Origin of the sequence: Pseudotamlana agarivorans, assembly GCF_018860245.1 — a bacterium.
Lineage (GTDB): Bacteria > Bacteroidota > Bacteroidia > Flavobacteriales > Flavobacteriaceae > Pseudotamlana > Pseudotamlana agarivorans_A.
In genome coordinates this window covers 103,158-119,732 of the sequence record NZ_JAHKPD010000018.1, presented here as the reverse complement: position 1 = coordinate 119,732, position 16,575 = coordinate 103,158, and the positions used below count along the sequence as shown (strand labels likewise).

Annotated in this window: 20 protein-coding genes; 13 read left to right on the top strand and 7 right to left on the bottom strand. The window is 34.5% G+C overall.

Going from position 1 to position 16,575, the window contains the following annotated elements; translation table 11 throughout:
* Positions 1–43: 43 nt before the first annotated feature.
* From KO493_RS11525 to KO493_RS11505, 5 genes are all read right to left on the bottom strand, one after another.
* Positions 44–436 carry a rhodanese-like domain-containing protein gene (locus KO493_RS11525; protein WP_252723223.1) on the bottom strand — a complete coding sequence of 131 codons (393 nt, stop codon included), beginning with the start codon at positions 434–436 and terminating at the stop codon, positions 44–46.
* Positions 437–444: 8 nt separating this feature from the next.
* Entirely contained in the window at positions 445–759 is a 315-nt protein-coding gene (locus tag KO493_RS11520) for a rhodanese-like domain-containing protein (RefSeq protein WP_216068123.1), read from the bottom strand.
* Positions 760–967: 208 nt separating this feature from the next.
* Entirely contained in the window at positions 968–1,879 is a 912-nt protein-coding gene (locus KO493_RS11515; RefSeq protein WP_216068122.1) for a T9SS type A sorting domain-containing protein, read from the bottom strand.
* Positions 1,880–2,237: 358 nt separating this feature from the next.
* Positions 2,238–2,855 carry a thioredoxin family protein gene (locus KO493_RS11510; RefSeq protein WP_216068121.1) on the bottom strand — a complete coding sequence of 206 codons (618 nt, stop codon included), beginning with the start codon at positions 2,853–2,855 and terminating at the stop codon, positions 2,238–2,240.
* Positions 2,856–2,867: 12 nt separating this feature from the next.
* A complete protein-coding gene (locus KO493_RS11505; RefSeq protein WP_216068120.1) occupies positions 2,868–3,404 on the bottom strand; it encodes a TlpA disulfide reductase family protein in 537 nt (178 codons plus the stop codon).
* 259 nt (positions 3,405–3,663) lie between these two features.
* Here KO493_RS11505 and KO493_RS11500 point away from each other — a divergent pair, with 259 nt between their 5' ends.
* The 12 genes from KO493_RS11500 (at position 3,664) to KO493_RS11445 (ending at position 14,399) form a co-directional block, all read left to right on the top strand.
* Positions 3,664–5,070 carry an anthranilate synthase component I family protein gene (locus KO493_RS11500; protein WP_216068119.1) on the top strand — a complete coding sequence of 469 codons (1,407 nt, stop codon included), beginning with the start codon at positions 3,664–3,666 and terminating at the stop codon, positions 5,068–5,070.
* Between the two features lie 63 nt (positions 5,071–5,133).
* Positions 5,134–5,700, top strand: coding sequence for an anthranilate synthase component II (locus tag KO493_RS11495; RefSeq protein ID WP_216068118.1), 567 nt, complete (start codon positions 5,134–5,136; stop codon positions 5,698–5,700).
* A gap of 364 nt (positions 5,701–6,064) precedes the next feature.
* The gene (gene trpD, locus KO493_RS11490; protein ID WP_216068117.1) at positions 6,065–7,057 is read left to right on the top strand and encodes an anthranilate phosphoribosyltransferase; all 993 of its coding nucleotides are present in this window, start codon (positions 6,065–6,067) and stop codon (positions 7,055–7,057) included.
* A gap of 77 nt (positions 7,058–7,134) precedes the next feature.
* Positions 7,135–7,917: an indole-3-glycerol phosphate synthase TrpC gene (gene trpC, locus KO493_RS11485; protein ID WP_216068116.1), complete on the top strand. Its 783-nt coding sequence runs from the start codon at positions 7,135–7,137 to the stop codon at positions 7,915–7,917.
* Between the two features lie 155 nt (positions 7,918–8,072).
* The gene (locus KO493_RS11480) at positions 8,073–8,729 is read left to right on the top strand and encodes a phosphoribosylanthranilate isomerase (RefSeq protein ID WP_216068503.1); all 657 of its coding nucleotides are present in this window, start codon (positions 8,073–8,075) and stop codon (positions 8,727–8,729) included.
* Complete coding sequence (gene trpB / locus KO493_RS11475) at positions 8,726–9,907, top strand: tryptophan synthase subunit beta (RefSeq protein ID WP_216068115.1); 1,182 nt, start codon at positions 8,726–8,728, stop codon at positions 9,905–9,907. The genes KO493_RS11480 and trpB overlap by 4 nt, the downstream gene beginning before the upstream one ends.
* Before the next feature lie 43 nt (positions 9,908–9,950).
* Complete coding sequence (locus tag KO493_RS16060) at positions 9,951–10,097, top strand: GIY-YIG nuclease family protein (RefSeq protein WP_354667433.1); 147 nt, start codon at positions 9,951–9,953, stop codon at positions 10,095–10,097.
* A gap of 192 nt (positions 10,098–10,289) precedes the next feature.
* Positions 10,290–11,054 carry a tryptophan synthase subunit alpha gene (gene trpA / locus KO493_RS11465; protein WP_216068114.1) on the top strand — a complete coding sequence of 255 codons (765 nt, stop codon included), beginning with the start codon at positions 10,290–10,292 and terminating at the stop codon, positions 11,052–11,054.
* A gap of 97 nt (positions 11,055–11,151) precedes the next feature.
* Positions 11,152–12,426 carry an NAD(P)/FAD-dependent oxidoreductase gene (locus tag KO493_RS11460; protein ID WP_216068113.1) on the top strand — a complete coding sequence of 425 codons (1,275 nt, stop codon included), beginning with the start codon at positions 11,152–11,154 and terminating at the stop codon, positions 12,424–12,426.
* Positions 12,427–12,510: 84 nt separating this feature from the next.
* Entirely contained in the window at positions 12,511–13,572 is a 1,062-nt protein-coding gene (locus KO493_RS11455; RefSeq protein ID WP_216068112.1) for a T9SS type A sorting domain-containing protein, read from the top strand.
* Between the two features lie 2 nt (positions 13,573–13,574).
* Complete coding sequence (locus KO493_RS11450) at positions 13,575–14,024, top strand: tRNA (cytidine(34)-2'-O)-methyltransferase (RefSeq protein WP_216068111.1); 450 nt, start codon at positions 13,575–13,577, stop codon at positions 14,022–14,024.
* A 75-nt stretch (positions 14,025–14,099) separates the two neighbouring features.
* Positions 14,100–14,399, top strand: a complete 300-nt coding sequence (locus tag KO493_RS11445) for an EF-hand domain-containing protein (RefSeq protein ID WP_216068110.1) — start codon at positions 14,100–14,102, stop codon at positions 14,397–14,399.
* A gap of 101 nt (positions 14,400–14,500) precedes the next feature.
* On the opposite strand, the gene KO493_RS11440 is transcribed toward KO493_RS11445, so the two are convergent.
* Together KO493_RS11440 and KO493_RS11435 are read right to left on the bottom strand one after the other, a co-directional pair.
* Positions 14,501–15,475 carry an FAD:protein FMN transferase gene (locus tag KO493_RS11440; RefSeq protein WP_216068109.1) on the bottom strand — a complete coding sequence of 325 codons (975 nt, stop codon included), beginning with the start codon at positions 15,473–15,475 and terminating at the stop codon, positions 14,501–14,503.
* Positions 15,476–15,487: 12 nt separating this feature from the next.
* The gene (locus KO493_RS11435) at positions 15,488–15,865 is read right to left on the bottom strand and encodes a Na(+)-translocating NADH-quinone reductase subunit F (RefSeq protein WP_216068108.1); all 378 of its coding nucleotides are present in this window, start codon (positions 15,863–15,865) and stop codon (positions 15,488–15,490) included.
* A 258-nt stretch (positions 15,866–16,123) separates the two neighbouring features.
* On the opposite strand from KO493_RS11435, the gene KO493_RS11430 reads away from it, so the two are divergent.
* Positions 16,124–16,570, top strand: coding sequence for a Na(+)-translocating NADH-quinone reductase subunit F (locus tag KO493_RS11430; RefSeq protein ID WP_216068107.1), 447 nt, complete (start codon positions 16,124–16,126; stop codon positions 16,568–16,570).
* The last annotated feature ends 5 nt before the right edge of the window (positions 16,571–16,575 follow it).

The window sequence follows — 16,575 nt, the reverse complement described above, 5'->3', positions numbered from 1 at the left end:
TCAGAAAAAAAGAAACCAAAAACGGTTTTTCGAAATACTAAACTTATTTAACTACAGGAAGACTTTTTGCCTTCCAAGCAAGGATGCCTCCTTTCAAATTATATATCGTAGTAAAACCTACTTTCTTGAAATAAGATACACTTTTTTTACTGCGTTTTCCTGAGCGACAATAAATATATACAGCTTTATCAGAATTTAATTTTTCAATATTATCCTTGAAATCATTAGCTTTGAAATCAACGTTAATAGCGTTCTCCAAGTGACCTTCTTTAAATTCTTCGGGTGTTCGCACATCTACAAGCTGAACAAAGTCATGACTTACATCGGTTTTAAATTGTTTTACGCTCATATCTACATAATCATCAGATGCAGATTGATTACAGCTCGCAAAAGCAAAAAACATAAAGAATAATAGACAATGTATATAATACTTCATACTACTAATTACTTTTCAACAACATCACCAGTCCATTCTAACATACCTCCTTCAAGGTTATAAGCATTTTCAAAACCTAACTGTTCCATGAGTTGACAAGCTTTACCTGAACGGTTTCCAGATCGACAATACACATAATAGTTTTTAGATTTATCTAATTCCTCAATTTCATTTACAAACTCTTGTCCTTTGTAAATATCTATATGAATTGCATTCTCGATAATCCCTTCAGCAACTTCAGCATCGGTTCTTACATCTAAAACAACAGCGTTTTTATCTTGCGCTAATTGTTCTACCCATTCTTCTTGTGTTAAATCTTCCATGTTTGATTTTATGTGTGTTTTACAAAATTAAGATTTCTAATAGTATAGACGAAAAAAAACCCGAAGAATTACACCTTCAAAATTATTTCACTATAACATAACTCAAAAACAGCTGAATTCGGCAAAAAAACAAAGGCAGTAATCAAAATTACTGCCTTAAACAGCTATCATCAATTATGATAGCTAATGTTGTTATATCTTAAATAAGTTACTTTACAAACTTTTTAGAAACAGAACCTCCATCAGTAGAAATAACCGCGATGTATAAACCAGGAGCCAAAGCCGAAATATCAGTTGATACAGTTACTTTTTTACCCGTAATACTATAAATGGAAAGCGCGTTGTATTCAATACCAGAAATTTTTAAAGTAGCTCCTTTATTAGCAATTGAAATTTTAACGGTATCTTCTAATCTTACATCAGATGTAGACAACGTGTTAGAATAATAAGTAGCAAAAGGCTCAACTGCGCCATACCCAGCCAAATCAGCAGGATTAGCCGTTGTTAATGTAGCATTACCCGATGCAATTCCTGTTAAAATATTCCCAGGGAATGTTAACCCTGTTACAGGACCATTAAAGTGTAAAGAAATGTTTGTACAACTGTTAAACACTTGAGCCCCAAATGTAGTAAAACTAGCTGGAAACTCGAGTGGACTAGTAAGTCCATTTAAGCTCTGCAACCCTCTTACCAAAACTGTCGTTAAACCAGTTGCTGGTGTCAAATCTAGAGTTGCAAGATTCGCAGCACCTCTTATTGACCTGTTTCCTATTGTAGTGATGTTTGCACCAAGGGTTAATGATGTTAACGTAATATTGCCATCCCATGTAAATGCCCCAATTTGTGTAACTGCAAAAGTTTGCGCTCCTACTGTTACATTATCAGGAATCGTTACTACAGCATCAGTGTATGCATGTGTAACAGGAACAGCAAGTGGCGCTCCAGTAGTACCATCGTGTGTAGCATCTGATGAGACTTGGTTGGTATGCACTTCTGTTGCTCCATTTGCAACTTTATACAATATCCCCCCTTGAATAAAAAGATTATCGTCTACTAATTGTGCGTTTGCAGATGTAAACCCTAAAACTAGAGCCATTGAAAAAAGTAATTTTTTTAACATAATAATTTAATTTAGATTAATAGCAATAAAGATACAATCACAACCACCCTTTTAAGGTTACTCGAACCGCCCAAGATATTGCTCATTTCAACCAACACCCCTTATTATCTGATGATTAAGATCATAATTTGATAAAAATCATTTAAAAACTCCTGAATAACGTTTACATCTAAATGGTTTTATTAGACAAATGAATTTAAGTTAACTGTATACAATTTCATCAATTTGAAGATTGCGAATGAAATTTTTCACCAATTATAATGGAAGAACTACTTATTTGGTAAGTACTAAATAAAAATGCCTTATTCTAGATATAAACATATCAAAGAATAAGGCACAATAAGAACAAACAATAAATTTAAACTTTAATACTGCAACCAATCGCTTTAGTTTCTGGTTGAGGAACTTCTTTCCCGTTTAATAAAGCATCTACAGCAGCTTCAACATATTTCGTAGTCACAGCAGAAGCATCTTTATAATTATCATCTATGGCTCCAATATACTTAACCACATTACCTTTACTTGTTTTCTCTAAAACAAATATATGCGGTGTTTTTGTCGCTCCAAATTTCGGATATACAGCTTGACTTTCATCAATTAAATACGGAAAATTAAATCCTTTCTCGCCTGCCCTTTTTTTCATTTCCGGCAAAGCATCTCCAGGTTTCACATCAATATTATTAGGCATAATGGCGATAACTGGGTAACCTTTAGGGGCATATTTCTTGTTCAATTCTATAATTCTATCTTCATACATGACAGCGTAAGGGCAGGTGTTACAGGTAAAAGTTATAATAAACCCCTTAGCATCATTATAATCGGCCATCGATACCATTTTACCATCAATATTTTTTAAGGAAAAATCCTCTGCAATATCACCAATTTTATAGCCGTTACTTTTCGTAGCGTTTACTGTAAATGCACTAATCAAAAGCACCAACAAGCCTCCTGATATTACTTTAATTACTTTTTTCATAATGTAATAGTTTTAGTTTAAAAAATTTTTAACCTCGTTTTCTAGCTCTTTATAAGTGAAGGATTGTTCAAAAAACAGTCTTTTATCTTGATTATATATTACGGTTGCAGGAAGCGCTCCAGACCAAGTCTCAGACACTTTAGGAATCCAAGTATTCATATCAGGATCATCCAAAGCAATCACTTTCGAAATTAATTTTCTATCCTTGATAAAAGGTTTCAATTTACTATCGTACATATGCGGAAAATCTAAACTCACTAAAAGGACTTCCACTTTTTTATCTTTATAATTAGCATGCAACTGTTCAAAATAAGGTAATTCTTTTACACATGGTGCACACCAAGTTGCCCAAAAGTTAATAACATAAATTTTATCATCCTTCTGATTTAAATATTTTTCAAAACCTTCAAAATCATAAACTTCGAGTGGCGTATCTTTTTCTATTGGCGTTTCAACTTCTTTTACCGTTTCTGCAACGCTTTCCTGCTTTTTATTTTTAGCACAACTTGCCATTATCAAAACAGCAACAAATAACACTTTTAATTTCATAAGCATAAAACTAAATAATACTTCATTGAATATCTTTTAGTTTAACAAACTTTTAATTAAAAAAGTGATATAAAGTTTTGCGCAATCGCTTATCATTTTTATATTTGGCCAGATAAAAATTTCAAAATGAAAACTCTTTTAAATAATTCTTGGTGGTGGTGCTTTCGAAACTAAACTTCGTGAAGTAAAATCCTAGTATATTTAAAAATTAAAATATCAAAAGGCTTGTCATTCACGACAAGCCTTTTTTATGTTATATATGAAAAAATTTAGCCTATACACCCATCATAAAAGAATATTAACCGACACCATAACACCGGTTACGGTTTACTATAAAATTCGCGATAAATACCCAAATAGCATACTATTAGAGAGTGGTGACTACCATAGAAGTCATAAAAACTTCTCTTATATCTGTTTCAACCCTATTGCGACGATAAAAGTTGAAAACGAGGTCATTTATGAAACCTATCCTGACGGAAGTTCAACTGCTATAGACATTACTGATGATGTGAATGTTGTTGATGAAATTTACAAATTCACTAAGCGTTTTGATACGAATTCAGATGAAGACTTCAAGTTTATAAACAACGGTATTTTCGGCTATACGGCTTATGATGCTGTACGTTACTTTGAAGATATTCAAATAAGCAAAAAAGATGATTCTGTTACGGTTCCAGACATGTATTATGCCGTTTACAAGAACATTATTGCCATCAATCATTATAAAAATGAAGCTTATATTTTCGCACATTGTTACGAAGATCAAGAAAACAATATTGATGCCATTGCTAAACTGATAAATACTCAGAATTTTGCTGAATACGATTTCAGTTCTAAAGGTCCCATTCAATCGAATTTAACCGATGATGAATTTAGAGAACAAGTAGCCGTTGCCAAAAAACACGCAGGTCGTGGTGACATCTTTCAACTGGTTTTATCAAGACGATTTTCTCAAGAATTTACGGGTGATGACTTTAATGTGTATCGTGCTTTACGAAGCATCAATCCGTCACCGTACTTATTTTATTTTGATTATGGTGATTTTAGAATTTTTGGTAGTTCCCCAGAGGCCCAGCTTGTTGTGGATGATGGTTTAGCTGAAATTCATCCAATCGCCGGAACTTTTAAGCGTACCGGAAATGATGAACAAGATGAAAAACTCGCTGAAGCTTTAAAAGCAGACGATAAAGAAAATGCAGAACACGTGATGCTTGTTGATTTAGCACGAAATGATTTAAGCCGCCATGGTAGTGATGTGAAAGTGGTTACTTATCGTGAGGTTCAATTCTTTTCTCACGTGATTCACTTAGTTAGTAAAGTTACAGGTAAAAAACATGAGACTACTTCAACCATGCAGGTTGTTGCCGATACATTCCCTGCGGGAACATTAAGTGGCGCACCGAAACACATGGCGATGCAGCTTATAGAAAAATATGAAAAAACAAGTCGTGGGTACTATGGTGGCGCGATCGGTTTTATGGATTTTGATGGCAATTTTAATCACGCCATTATGATACGCACCTTTTTAAGTAAGAACTATAAATTAAATTGGCAAGCTGGCGCCGGAATGGTTTCAAAATCGGATGCTGAAAGTGAATTACAGGAAGTTTTTAATAAACTGGGCGCATTAACTAAAGCAATCACTCTAGCCGAAGATATTTAGTTAGTTGAAAAAAGAGATAAAGTATAACTTAAAATAGATTCCTATGGACTTAGGAATAAAGCGATGAAAAAAATATTAGTTATAGATAATTACGACAGTTTCACTTACAATCTCGTTCATTATTTAGAAGATTTAGATTGTGATGTTACCGTAGTAAGAAACGATAAATTAACCCTAGAAGATGTTGAACCATTCGATAAAATTGTGTTATCTCCGGGCCCTGGAATTCCAGATGAAGCAGGATTATTAAAAGCCATTATCGAAAAATATGCGCCAACAAAAAGTATTTTCGGCGTGTGTTTAGGGCAGCAAGCAATAGGTGAAGTTTTTGGAGGGACTTTAGAAAATTTAGACGAGGTTTATCACGGGGTTGCAACTCCCGTAGAAACTTGTGTAGATGACGAAGTACTTTTTAAGGGCTTAGAGAAAAACTTTGATGTTGGCCGTTACCATTCATGGGTAGTTAACGCTAATTTACCAGATTGCCTCGAAGCAACATCTTATGATGCAAACGGACAAATAATGTCGTTGAGACATAAAGTTTACGATGTTAGAGGTGTACAATACCATCCCGAATCGGTTTTAACACCTGACGGAAAACAAATTTTGAAGAATTGGGTGAATAGTTAATTGTTGGTTGTTGGTTGTTGGTTGTTGGTTGTTGGTTGTTGGTTGTTGGAAAAAAACAATTACAATTATAAAAAACTAAAACTTAGCAAAAATTAAAAACCTTTATTTCGGCGCAGACGAAAACATCAATCTGCAGAAATAATGAACGTAGGAATGAAGATGCGAAGCGAAGCTTCAAGCACGAAATTCCGAGAGTGAATGTTCCGCAGGAATTTCCTCAGATTGATTTGATTTTTTGGTTCGTTTTGTATCAAGAACTACGAAGTACATCATGAGTACTTAAGACAATAAAAGTGGACGAATACAAAATGAACAGATATAAATAAAAAGTATTTCCACTTTAGTGGGAATAAAAATAAAAGTAATGAAAGACATTTTAAACAGATTATTAAACCACGAAACACTTTCTAGCGAAGAAGCGAAACACGTTTTGGTTAACATATCAAACGGTATGTACAACCACAGTCAGATTGTTTGTTTTCTTTCCGTTTATATGATGCGCAGCATAACTTTAGAGGAGTTAAGCGGATTTAGAAATGCACTTCTAGATCTATGTGTCGCCGTAGATTTAAACGAATTTAATCCCATCGACCTCTGCGGAACTGGGGGTGATGGCAAAGACACGTTTAACATTTCTACTCTAGCCTCGTTCATTACAGCGGGAGCGGGTGTAAATGTTACCAAACATGGAAATTATGGCGTATCCTCCTCTTGTGGTTCGTCTAATGTTATGGAACATTTAGGTATTAAATTCTCTAACGATATTGATTTTTTAAAACGCTCGATAGACCAAACAGGAATTTGTGTTTTACATGCGCCTTTATTTCACCCCGCCATGAAAGAAGTTGGCCCTATTCGTAAAGAGTTAGGTGTCAAAACTTTCTTTAACATGTTAGGCCCCATGGTGAATCCAGCCTTTCCTAAAAACCAAATGGTTGGTGTATTTAATTTAGAATTGCAGCGTTTATACGGTTACTTATATCAACAAACCGACAAAAACTACAGTATTATTCATGCTTTAGATGGTTACGATGAAATATCACTAACAGGTAAAGCAAAAATCATTTCAAATAATGCTGAAACCTTGTTTACACCAGAGCATTTAGGTTTATCGACCATAGCTCAAGAAGCTATTTTCGGAGGTAGCACAGTAGAAGAATCTGCAAAAATATTTATGAAAGTTATAAATGGTGAAGGTACCGAAGCGCAACATAACGTGGTATGCGCCAATGCCGGTTTAGCCATCGCGACAACCAATCAAATTTCGCATCAAGAAGGTTTTGAAATGGCCAAAGAATCGTTATTCTCAGGAAAAGCAAAAGCTAGTTTGGAGAAGTTGATTGCGTTAAGTAAGTAAAAAGTTTTCAGTCTCAGTTTTCAGTTTGCAAGTTTACGCTCTAAAAACCAACAACTAAAAACTATAAACGAATTAAAATGAACATACTAGATAAAATAACCTTAGATAAACGAAACGAAGTCACACTTCGTAAAAGTTTAATCCCTGTATCACAATTAGAACAATCGGTTTTATTTGAAAGACCAACAGTTTCATTAGCATCAAACCTAAGAAACAGTAAATCTGGAATCATTGCCGAACACAAACGTCGTTCGCCTTCAAAATCTGTAATAAACAACACCTTAAATGTTCAAGATGTTGCTAAAGGCTACGAAGAAGCAGGTGTTTGCGGCATGTCTGTTTTAACCGATGGCAAATATTTTGGTGGGTCTTTAGACGATTTACTTACCGCTAGAGCCAGTTGTAATTTACCTTTATTACGAAAAGAGTTCATTATAGATGAATATCAACTGCTAGAAGCAAAAGCATACGGGGCCGATGTTATACTTTTAATTGCTGCGATTTTAACCCGTGATGAAATCAAAAAATACTCGGAGTTTGCTAAAAGTTTAAATTTAGATGTACTCCTTGAAGTTCATAACGAAGAAGAACTACATAAATCCATTATGCCAAGTTTAGACATGCTAGGCGTGAATAATAGAAACTTAAAAACATTTGATGTTAGCTTAGAAACCAGTAAAAGCCTGAGTACTTTAATTCCAGACGATTTTGTAAAAGTTTCAGAAAGTGGCATCAGTAATATTGAAGCCATCAAGGAGCTTCAACCTTACGGATACCAAGGTTTTTTAATTGGTGAAAACTTTATGAAAACCGATAACCCAGGAGCTAGTGCCACAACATTTATTAAGGAGCTACTGTAGAAGTCTCCTGTAGGCCTCCTTTAACTCCTCTGAAGGAGGAGGACGCTTACTCTTGTAAAAAGAAATGTATGAAAACAGATAAACAAAACCATCCGCAATCTATTCCCTCCCCTTCTGGGAGGGCTAGGGAGGGGCTTCGCCTGAAGGTTTGTGGGATGAAATTTGAAGATAATATTGAGGCTGTTGCAAGTTTGCAACCGGATTATCTCGGATTTATATTTTTTGAAGATTCCGAACGCCATTTTGGAACTCAGAGCATTCCGGAGTTACCGTCATCAATAAAAAAAGTTGGTGTTTTTGTTGATGCCGATATCAATTTCGTTATTGAAAAAGTAAACAGCTTACAATTACAAGCCGTTCAACTTCACGGCATAGAATCTCCCGAATATTGTGATGCTTTAATACACACGCAATTCATTTCAAAAGAAAATGACAAGCCTTTTAATGCCGAAATCATTAAAGTGTTTTCTATAAAAGACAGCTTCAATTTTGAAGTTTTAAAACCTTATGAAGCTGTTTGCGATTATTTCCTATTTGATACCAAAGGGAAATTACCTGGAGGTAACGGCTATACCTTCGACTGGAATGTTTTAAACGATTACCCTTCCGAAAAACCCTTCTTTTTAAGCGGCGGTATTGGGGTGGATCAAGCTGAAGACATTAAAAATTTCCAGAATAGCAGCGCCTCAAAATACTGCTATGCACTAGATGTAAATAGTAAATTCGAGTTGAAGCCCGGATTAAAAAATATAGAATTACTAAAAGAATTTAAACAACTCGTTTTTACGAACAACGAAAATAAAAATTCATGAATTATAACGTAAACGACAAAGGATACTACGGTGAATTTGGTGGTGCATACATTCCAGAAATGTTATATCCAAACGTAGAGGAATTACGCCAAAACTACCTAAAAGTTATGGCCGAACCTGATTTTAAAGCAGAGTTTGATAAGCTTTTAAAAGATTATGTTGGTCGCCCCTCTCCGCTTTATTATGCAAAACGTCTTTCTGAGAAATATAACACTAAAATATATTTAAAACGTGAAGACCTTAACCATACTGGTGCTCACAAAATAAACAATACCATTGGTCAGATTTTAATGGCCAAACGTTTAGGTAAAACTCGAATTATTGCCGAGACAGGAGCTGGACAACACGGTGTAGCTACTGCAACTGTGTGTGCACTTATGGGACTAGAGTGTATTGTATATATGGGCGAAATTGATATTGCTAGACAAGCACCTAACGTAGCAAGAATGAAAATGTTAGGCGCTAGTGTAGTACCTGCAAAATCTGGTAGCCGAACACTTAAAGACGCAACAAACGAGGCCATTCGTGATTGGATTAACAATCCAGTAAACACCCATTATATCATAGGATCGGCAATTGGCCCACATCCCTACCCTGATATGGTTACGCGTTTTCAAGCCGTGATTTCCGAAGAAATAAAATGGCAATTGAAAGAACAAGAAGGTCGTGAAAACCCAGATTATGTCGTGGCTTGTATTGGTGGCGGAAGTAATGCTGCCGGAACTTACTACCATTATTTACACGAAGAAGATGTTAAAATAATCGCTGTAGAAGCTGCTGGACACGGTGTCGATTCTGGTGAAAGTGCGGCAACTTCAGTTTTAGGAAAAGAAGGGATTATTCACGGTTGTAAAACCCTGTTGATGCAAACTAACGACGGACAAATAACCGAACCGTATTCTATTTCGGCGGGATTAGATTACCCTGGTGTTGGCCCAATGCATGCGCATTTGTGTAAAACAGGACGTGCCGAATTTATGGCCATGACCGATGACCAAGCTATGAAAGCTGGTTTAGATTTATGTAAATTAGAAGGCATCATTCCAGCGATAGAAAGCTCACATGCCCTAGCTATTTTTGAAGAAAAAACCTTTAAACCAGACGATGTTGTTGTCGTAAGTTTATCTGGTCGTGGTGATAAAGATTTACAGAATTATATTGAGTATTTCAAAATCTAAAATTTTCTAATTTCCGCGAAGGCGGAAATCTCACCCATTTTTTATGGATGTTTATTATGTGTACATTTTAACTAATAAAAACCACATTGTTCTGTATATCGGCAGGACAAAGCAGTTAAAAACTAGATTAAATCAGCATAAAAACAACGGTTTAAAACGTTTACAGGGAAATATAACGTACACAAATTAGTCTACTTTGAAACAACGAAATATATAAATAACGCCATAAAAAGAGAACGCCAATTAAAAAAGTGGAACCGAGAATGGAAAATAAATTTAATTAATGGATTGATTCCTGATTGGAAAGATCTTTCAGAATATATTTAAAATAATTATTAAAAGATTCCCTCCTTCGAGGGAATGAAAAAACTATTCATTTACAATGAACAGAATAAATAAAAAATTACAAGAAGACAAAAAGCTACTGTCTATATACTTCACAGCAGGTTACCCTAATATAAACGACACGGTTTCTATCATTCAAGATTTAGAAAAAAATGGTGTCGACATGATTGAAATTGGGCTACCTTTTAGCGACCCATTAGCAGATGGTCCAACCATTCAGGCTAGCTCAACTCAAGCTCTAAAAAACGGCATGACTACCGAGGTGCTTTTTGACCAGTTAAAAGACATTCGTAAAACGGTAAACATTCCGCTTATCATCATGGGCTATTTTAACCCCATGTTTCAATATGGTGTGGAAGCCTTCTGTAAAAAATGTCAAGAAATTGGAATTGATGGTTTAATCATTCCAGATTTACCTGTAGATGTGTATCATGAGCAATATCAAGCTATTTTTGAGCAATACGGACTAATAAACGTCTTCCTAATTACACCACAAACTAGTAATGAACGTATTCGTTATATCGACTCTATTTCAAACGGTTTTATATACATGGTTAGTAGTGCGAGTACCACAGGGTCGCAATCTGGTTTTGGCGATGAGCAAACTAAATATTTCAAACGTATAGCAGACATGAAACTGAATAACCCTCAAATTATTGGATTCGGCATTAGTGATAATGAAACCTTCACGCAAGCCACACAATATGCTAAAGGGGCTATTATAGGGAGTGCTTTTGTTAAGCATGTTACAAATAATGGCGTTAAAACCATTGAAGCTTTTACTGAATCCATTCTTAACTAAAGTTAAAATTCTTAAAAACAACATTTAGGCGTATTATAATATCTACCACATATTATAATATCATCATTATAAACAGAAACCTAAACAACTACCAAACATGGAAAGAATTATTATAGTAGGCGCAGGATTTGCAGGCTTAAGATTGGCTCAAGACTTAATAAACCATCCAAATTACGAGATTTATTTAATAGACAAACAAAACTATCACCAATTCCAGCCGCTAATGTATCAAGTTGCCACGGCAAGGCTGGAACCTGCTAGTATCTCATTTCCGCTAAGGAAAGTATTCCAAAAGGCAAAAAATGTTAGAATACGCATTGCGGAAGTTTCAAAAATTAACTTCGACAAAAAAAATATAAACACAACGATAGGTGACTTTAATTTTGATCATCTTGTCATGTCTATTGGTTGTACTACAAATTATTTTGGCAACCAGAACTTAAAGGATTATGCCTATCCTATGAAGACGATTCCAGAGGCCATTCAGCTTAGAAATCGTATTTTACAAACCTTTGAAAATGCCTTAATTGCAAAAAACCAAGATGACCTTCAGTCCTTATTAAACTTTGTAATTGTTGGTGGCGGACCAACAGGTGTAGAATTGGCTGGAGCTTTAGCTGAAATGAAGGAGTATATTCTTCCTAAAGATTACCCGGATAAAGACTTTTCTAAATTGAAAATCTACCTCCTAGAGGGGTCCCCTAACACATTGAGCCCGATGAGTGAAGGGTCTCAAAAGATGTCTCAAAAATATCTTGAAAACCTCGGCGTTATCGTAAAAACGAACACGTTTGTAAAAGATTATGATAGTGAAATCGTTACCCTAAATTCAGGAGAACAAATCCATTCAAAAAATGTTATTTGGGCGGCTGGCGTTATCGGAAACAAGGTTGATGGATTTAAAGAAGACACTTTAGCTCGGGGAAACCGATTAATTGTGAATGAATTTAATGAAGTTAAAAACTTTAAGAATGTTTATGCTCTTGGAGATATTGCCTATATGGAAACTCAAGCTTTCCCTAATGGACATCCTCAAGTAGCAAGTGTCGCACTTCAACAAGCCTCACTTCTGGCTAAAAACTTCAATAGAAAAACAGAAAACAAACCACTAAAAGGCTTTAAATACAAAGAGAAAGGAAATATGGCTACTATTGGTAAACGTAAAGCCGTTGTCGATTTGCCAAAATTTAGTTTCCAAGGTAAAATGGCCTGGTTTACCTGGATGTTTATTCATCTCATGCTCATATTAAGTATAAAAAACAAACTACTCATCTTTATGAATTGGATGATTAGTTACTTTAATAATGATAGTACCCTAAGAATTATTATGAAACCTGTTGTAAATCGTGTGAAAACTAAAAAAACACATTAGAACTTCTAAATATTAAAGAGTCGACACTTCTTTTTTTAGTATTATATTTGATTTTAAAAATGGATTAAGTATACCAATAAAACTATGAATCGTACGGCTCTTTTTCTTTTCCTATCATTTCTTGTCACTCCTTTTACGCATGCACAAGTTGTACTTAAAGCGGAAGGACAAGGCAACACCTATGATTTAATAACAAATGTGCTTGCTCCAGGTTACAGCCCTATTGAAACACCCGATTGCGCGCACACGGCTTTTGGTGATCATATTGATGAAGTATTTGATGCCGAATTACAAGCTTATGTTTTTCAGTTTCATCTGCATGTTGCTGAAGACAATGACCGTTGTAAAAACTTTGACCGCCAAAGAAATGAAATTAAAACTTACGATAAATCACCTGATAATTTAGTAGGTACAGAAAATGAGATTGTGCAATATAAATGGCGTTTTAAAATAAGTGCTGACTTTCAATCGTCTTCGAGTTTCACACATATTCACCAAATTAAATCGGTTGGTGGTGCTTTAGAAAGTATGCCGATGTATACGCTAACCACAAGAAAAGGGGCTCCAGACCAGCTTGAATTACGTTATGCGGAAACCAATAGTCAATCCACCCTTAAAAAAACAGACCTAACACCTCTTAAAGGCACTTGGGTTGAAGTTACAGAAACCATCACTTATAGCACAGTAGGAACTTATGCTATTACGATTAAAAAAGTAAGCGATAATAGCGAATTATTTAGCTACAGTAACAATAATATGATCAACTGGAGACCTGGAGCAACAATAGTTAGACCGAAATGGGGCATTTATAGAAGCTTAAACGCACCTCAAGATATCAAAGATGAAATTGTATCTTTTGAATATTTTAGTATCGAAGAACTGCAATCACTTTCTACAGATAAATCTGAAAAAAAAAACGCTAGAATAAAGGTACACCCGAACCCAAGTCAAGGCAACGTGTTTTTTACAGAGGAACTATCTAACAGTTTTGACTCCTTTTCAGTTTACAATAGTTTAGGTAAGCAAGTTGTATTAAAATCTAGGCAAAAAACACTGGATACTTCTACTTTTAATAGTGGTGCTTACTACATTATCTTTTATAAAAACCATGAAAAAGTAGCCGACCACAAACTCCTAATTAATTAAATATGCCTTTAAACATTGTTTTGATAGAACCCGAAATACCTAATAACACAGGAAATATAGGACGCTTAGCTTTGGGCTCAGGTTCCCATTTACATTTAGTGAAGCCTTTTGGTTTTGAAATAGATGATACCCGTTTAAAGCGCGCTGGTTTAGATTATTGGAAACACCTTTCGGTAACTTACTATGAAAATGTTGATGAATTCTTCAGTATTAACAAAAATAAAAAAATGGCTTTTCTGTCTAGTAAAGGCGAAAAAAATCATTGGGACATACCGTTTGAGGATGACCTATTTTTAATTTTCGGAAAGGAATCTGTGGGTTTATCGCCAGAAATAGTTCACCAAAACTTAGACAAACTTTATAAAATCCCGCTTTATAGTGAACATGTGCGTAGTTTAAACTTAGCAAACGCCGTTAGTATCGTTATTTATGAAGGTCTGAAAAATATTTAATTCGTTTTTAAACTTTCTTTAAATCTTTGAGTCTAAAACGCAGTACCAATTAAAAAACAATTAAAACATAATAAGATGACTTTAAAAACTTTAAAATTTGGAATTGCAGCTTTAGCTTTATTTACTTTTTCTTTTACAGCACAAGCGCAAGAAAAAAAGCAACCAGACTTTGAGAAAATACTTAAGCGTTTTGATACCGATAAAAACGGAACAATTTCTCTTGAAGAATTCAAATCTGCAAAACGAAAAAAAGATGTACCTGCAGAAAAACTAGAAAAGCATTTTGCTAAATTGGATAGTGACTCTAGTGGTGAAATTACTTTAGAGGAATTAAAAACAAACTGGAAGAAAGGCAAAAATAAAAAGAAACAATAACATAGAATAAACGGGAAGTTTTAAAAAAAAGGCTGTTTAATTTCAATAAATTTAGACAGCTTTTTTTTATCAAAAAACATGTAAAAACATAAAGGTCTTCTTTAATTCTCAGGAAAACCGTTAAGAGCTAAAGTTTCAAGTTCTTGTTTATCGTTTTCAAAAATTAAGTACACTTTAAGATCTGGGCGGTCTTTAACAAAAGCTTTAACTTTTTCTAAGCCCATAGACTTAAACGCTGTTGCATAAGCATCTGCAGTCATACAGTTCTCATGAATTACCGAAATACTCAATAAATTAGTTTTACTAGGAAACCCTGTTTTAGGATCGATAATATGCGCATAACGCTTGCCTTCTTTATCTATTTTAAACTTTCGGTAAGTTCCTGATGTGGCCATGGCATCATCTTTCAAAATTACGACATCCAAAATTGAGTGTTCGCCTTCAAAATTTGGACGCTCTATACCCACTTTCCAAGGGTGTTTTTTTTCAACATTTGCTCCTCTTGTTCTAATTTCCCCACCAATTTCAACTAAATAATCATTAACGTTTTGCGATTCTAAATATTCACCAATCATATCAACGCCATACCCTTTTGCAATAGCGTTAAAATCTAAGAAAGTACCCTTAGGTTTAATTATTTTATTGTCAATTCGTGTCACTTGCTTTAAACCCACAGAACGCATCAACCAATCAATAGACAGCGTATCCAACTCCTCTATTTCGCCTTTTGGTCCAAAATCCCAGGCGTTTACTACCGCACCAATTGTGGGATCGAAAGCACCATCAGTTTCTTTATAAATGATTTTGGAAGCTTCAAAAACATATGCAAAATGATCATCAATTTCAACTAATTCATTATCATTTAACTTAGAAATTATAGAATTATCTTGATAGGTAGACATCGAATTATTTACCACAGCAAATAAGCTGTCAAATTGCGTTTTATAATTAACTTCAGAATTATAAGTAAACGCATAAGTTGTTCCGAACACCTCTCCAACTAACTTGGTATTTTTTATTTCCTTTTTACAAGAAAAAGTTACTAGAAGTATGATAATTACTGCGATGTTCTTCATAAGTACGAGGGTTTAATTTAAATTAGTTTCCAAAAACTGAATACCGTTATATTCCAATAAATAATCTTTGTTTAAATAAATGGGTTCTTTTTCACCTTCAATACTCCCAATCCCAACACCAGCATAAAGCACTTTTGCATCTTGTTCTCTAGCGTGGTTTTTAAAGGATTCCATCCAAACCACATCGTAATTATTAGGATTTTCAGGCAGAACTACAGCCCTTACAATTACAAAAAAGTACTGCTTATTTTTATCGATGCAAACAAATTGGGGATGTTTTTTTAGTTTACTATTAATGGCAATAAACTCAAAACCACGTTCTTCCAAATCCTTTCCAACATGATTCATGGCCAAATTATGTAATTCTTGTTCCGTAAGTGGTTTACTCATACTCTAAATTTAAGTTCACTAAGCAAACTTAACAATATTTTAAATATCTACGGATATCCCGATGCCTTAATCACCACTTGAAACGCCAAAATTAAGATAGTCTTGATTCATATGAAGGTAAACCTTTTAATTTGTTTAGTCTATGAAACACAAATTAAATTCTAATTTGAAAAACACAGAACCGAAGAAACCTCAAGCTTGTTAAGCTCTAAATATAAGCGTTTTATCTTTTTTTATTATCTTAGAAATAAAAAAATTATGAAAACGACCTTACGGTTTGAAACAGCCATCAACAAATTATATACTGCATTTCATAATAACAAGCTTAACCCAGAATGTTGTAAGCAATGTGCTGTGGGAAATATTTTAGACCAAACGGATGGTTGGCAATACCTTTCAGACGATCATGGAGGCCTTCAGTTGAATTATGTTGGGAAAGTGCATCAATCCTTAGGACGAAAATTTAATGGCTATACGCCTATCGAATTATTACAAATAGAACATGAGTTTTTGGAAGCTTGCGGATTTAAAACGCCATTGCACCATTCAAATCAAAAACCTATCAATACCGCTGATAAAGATACTTTGTTTCAAGGGTTATATGCTGTAGTGACCTTGCTTTGCAAACTAGACAACATTCCTAACGTGATGGATTATACTAGGCTTTTGGAAGTTCATGCTAAAAAACAAAAATTTACCTTCTAAAATAA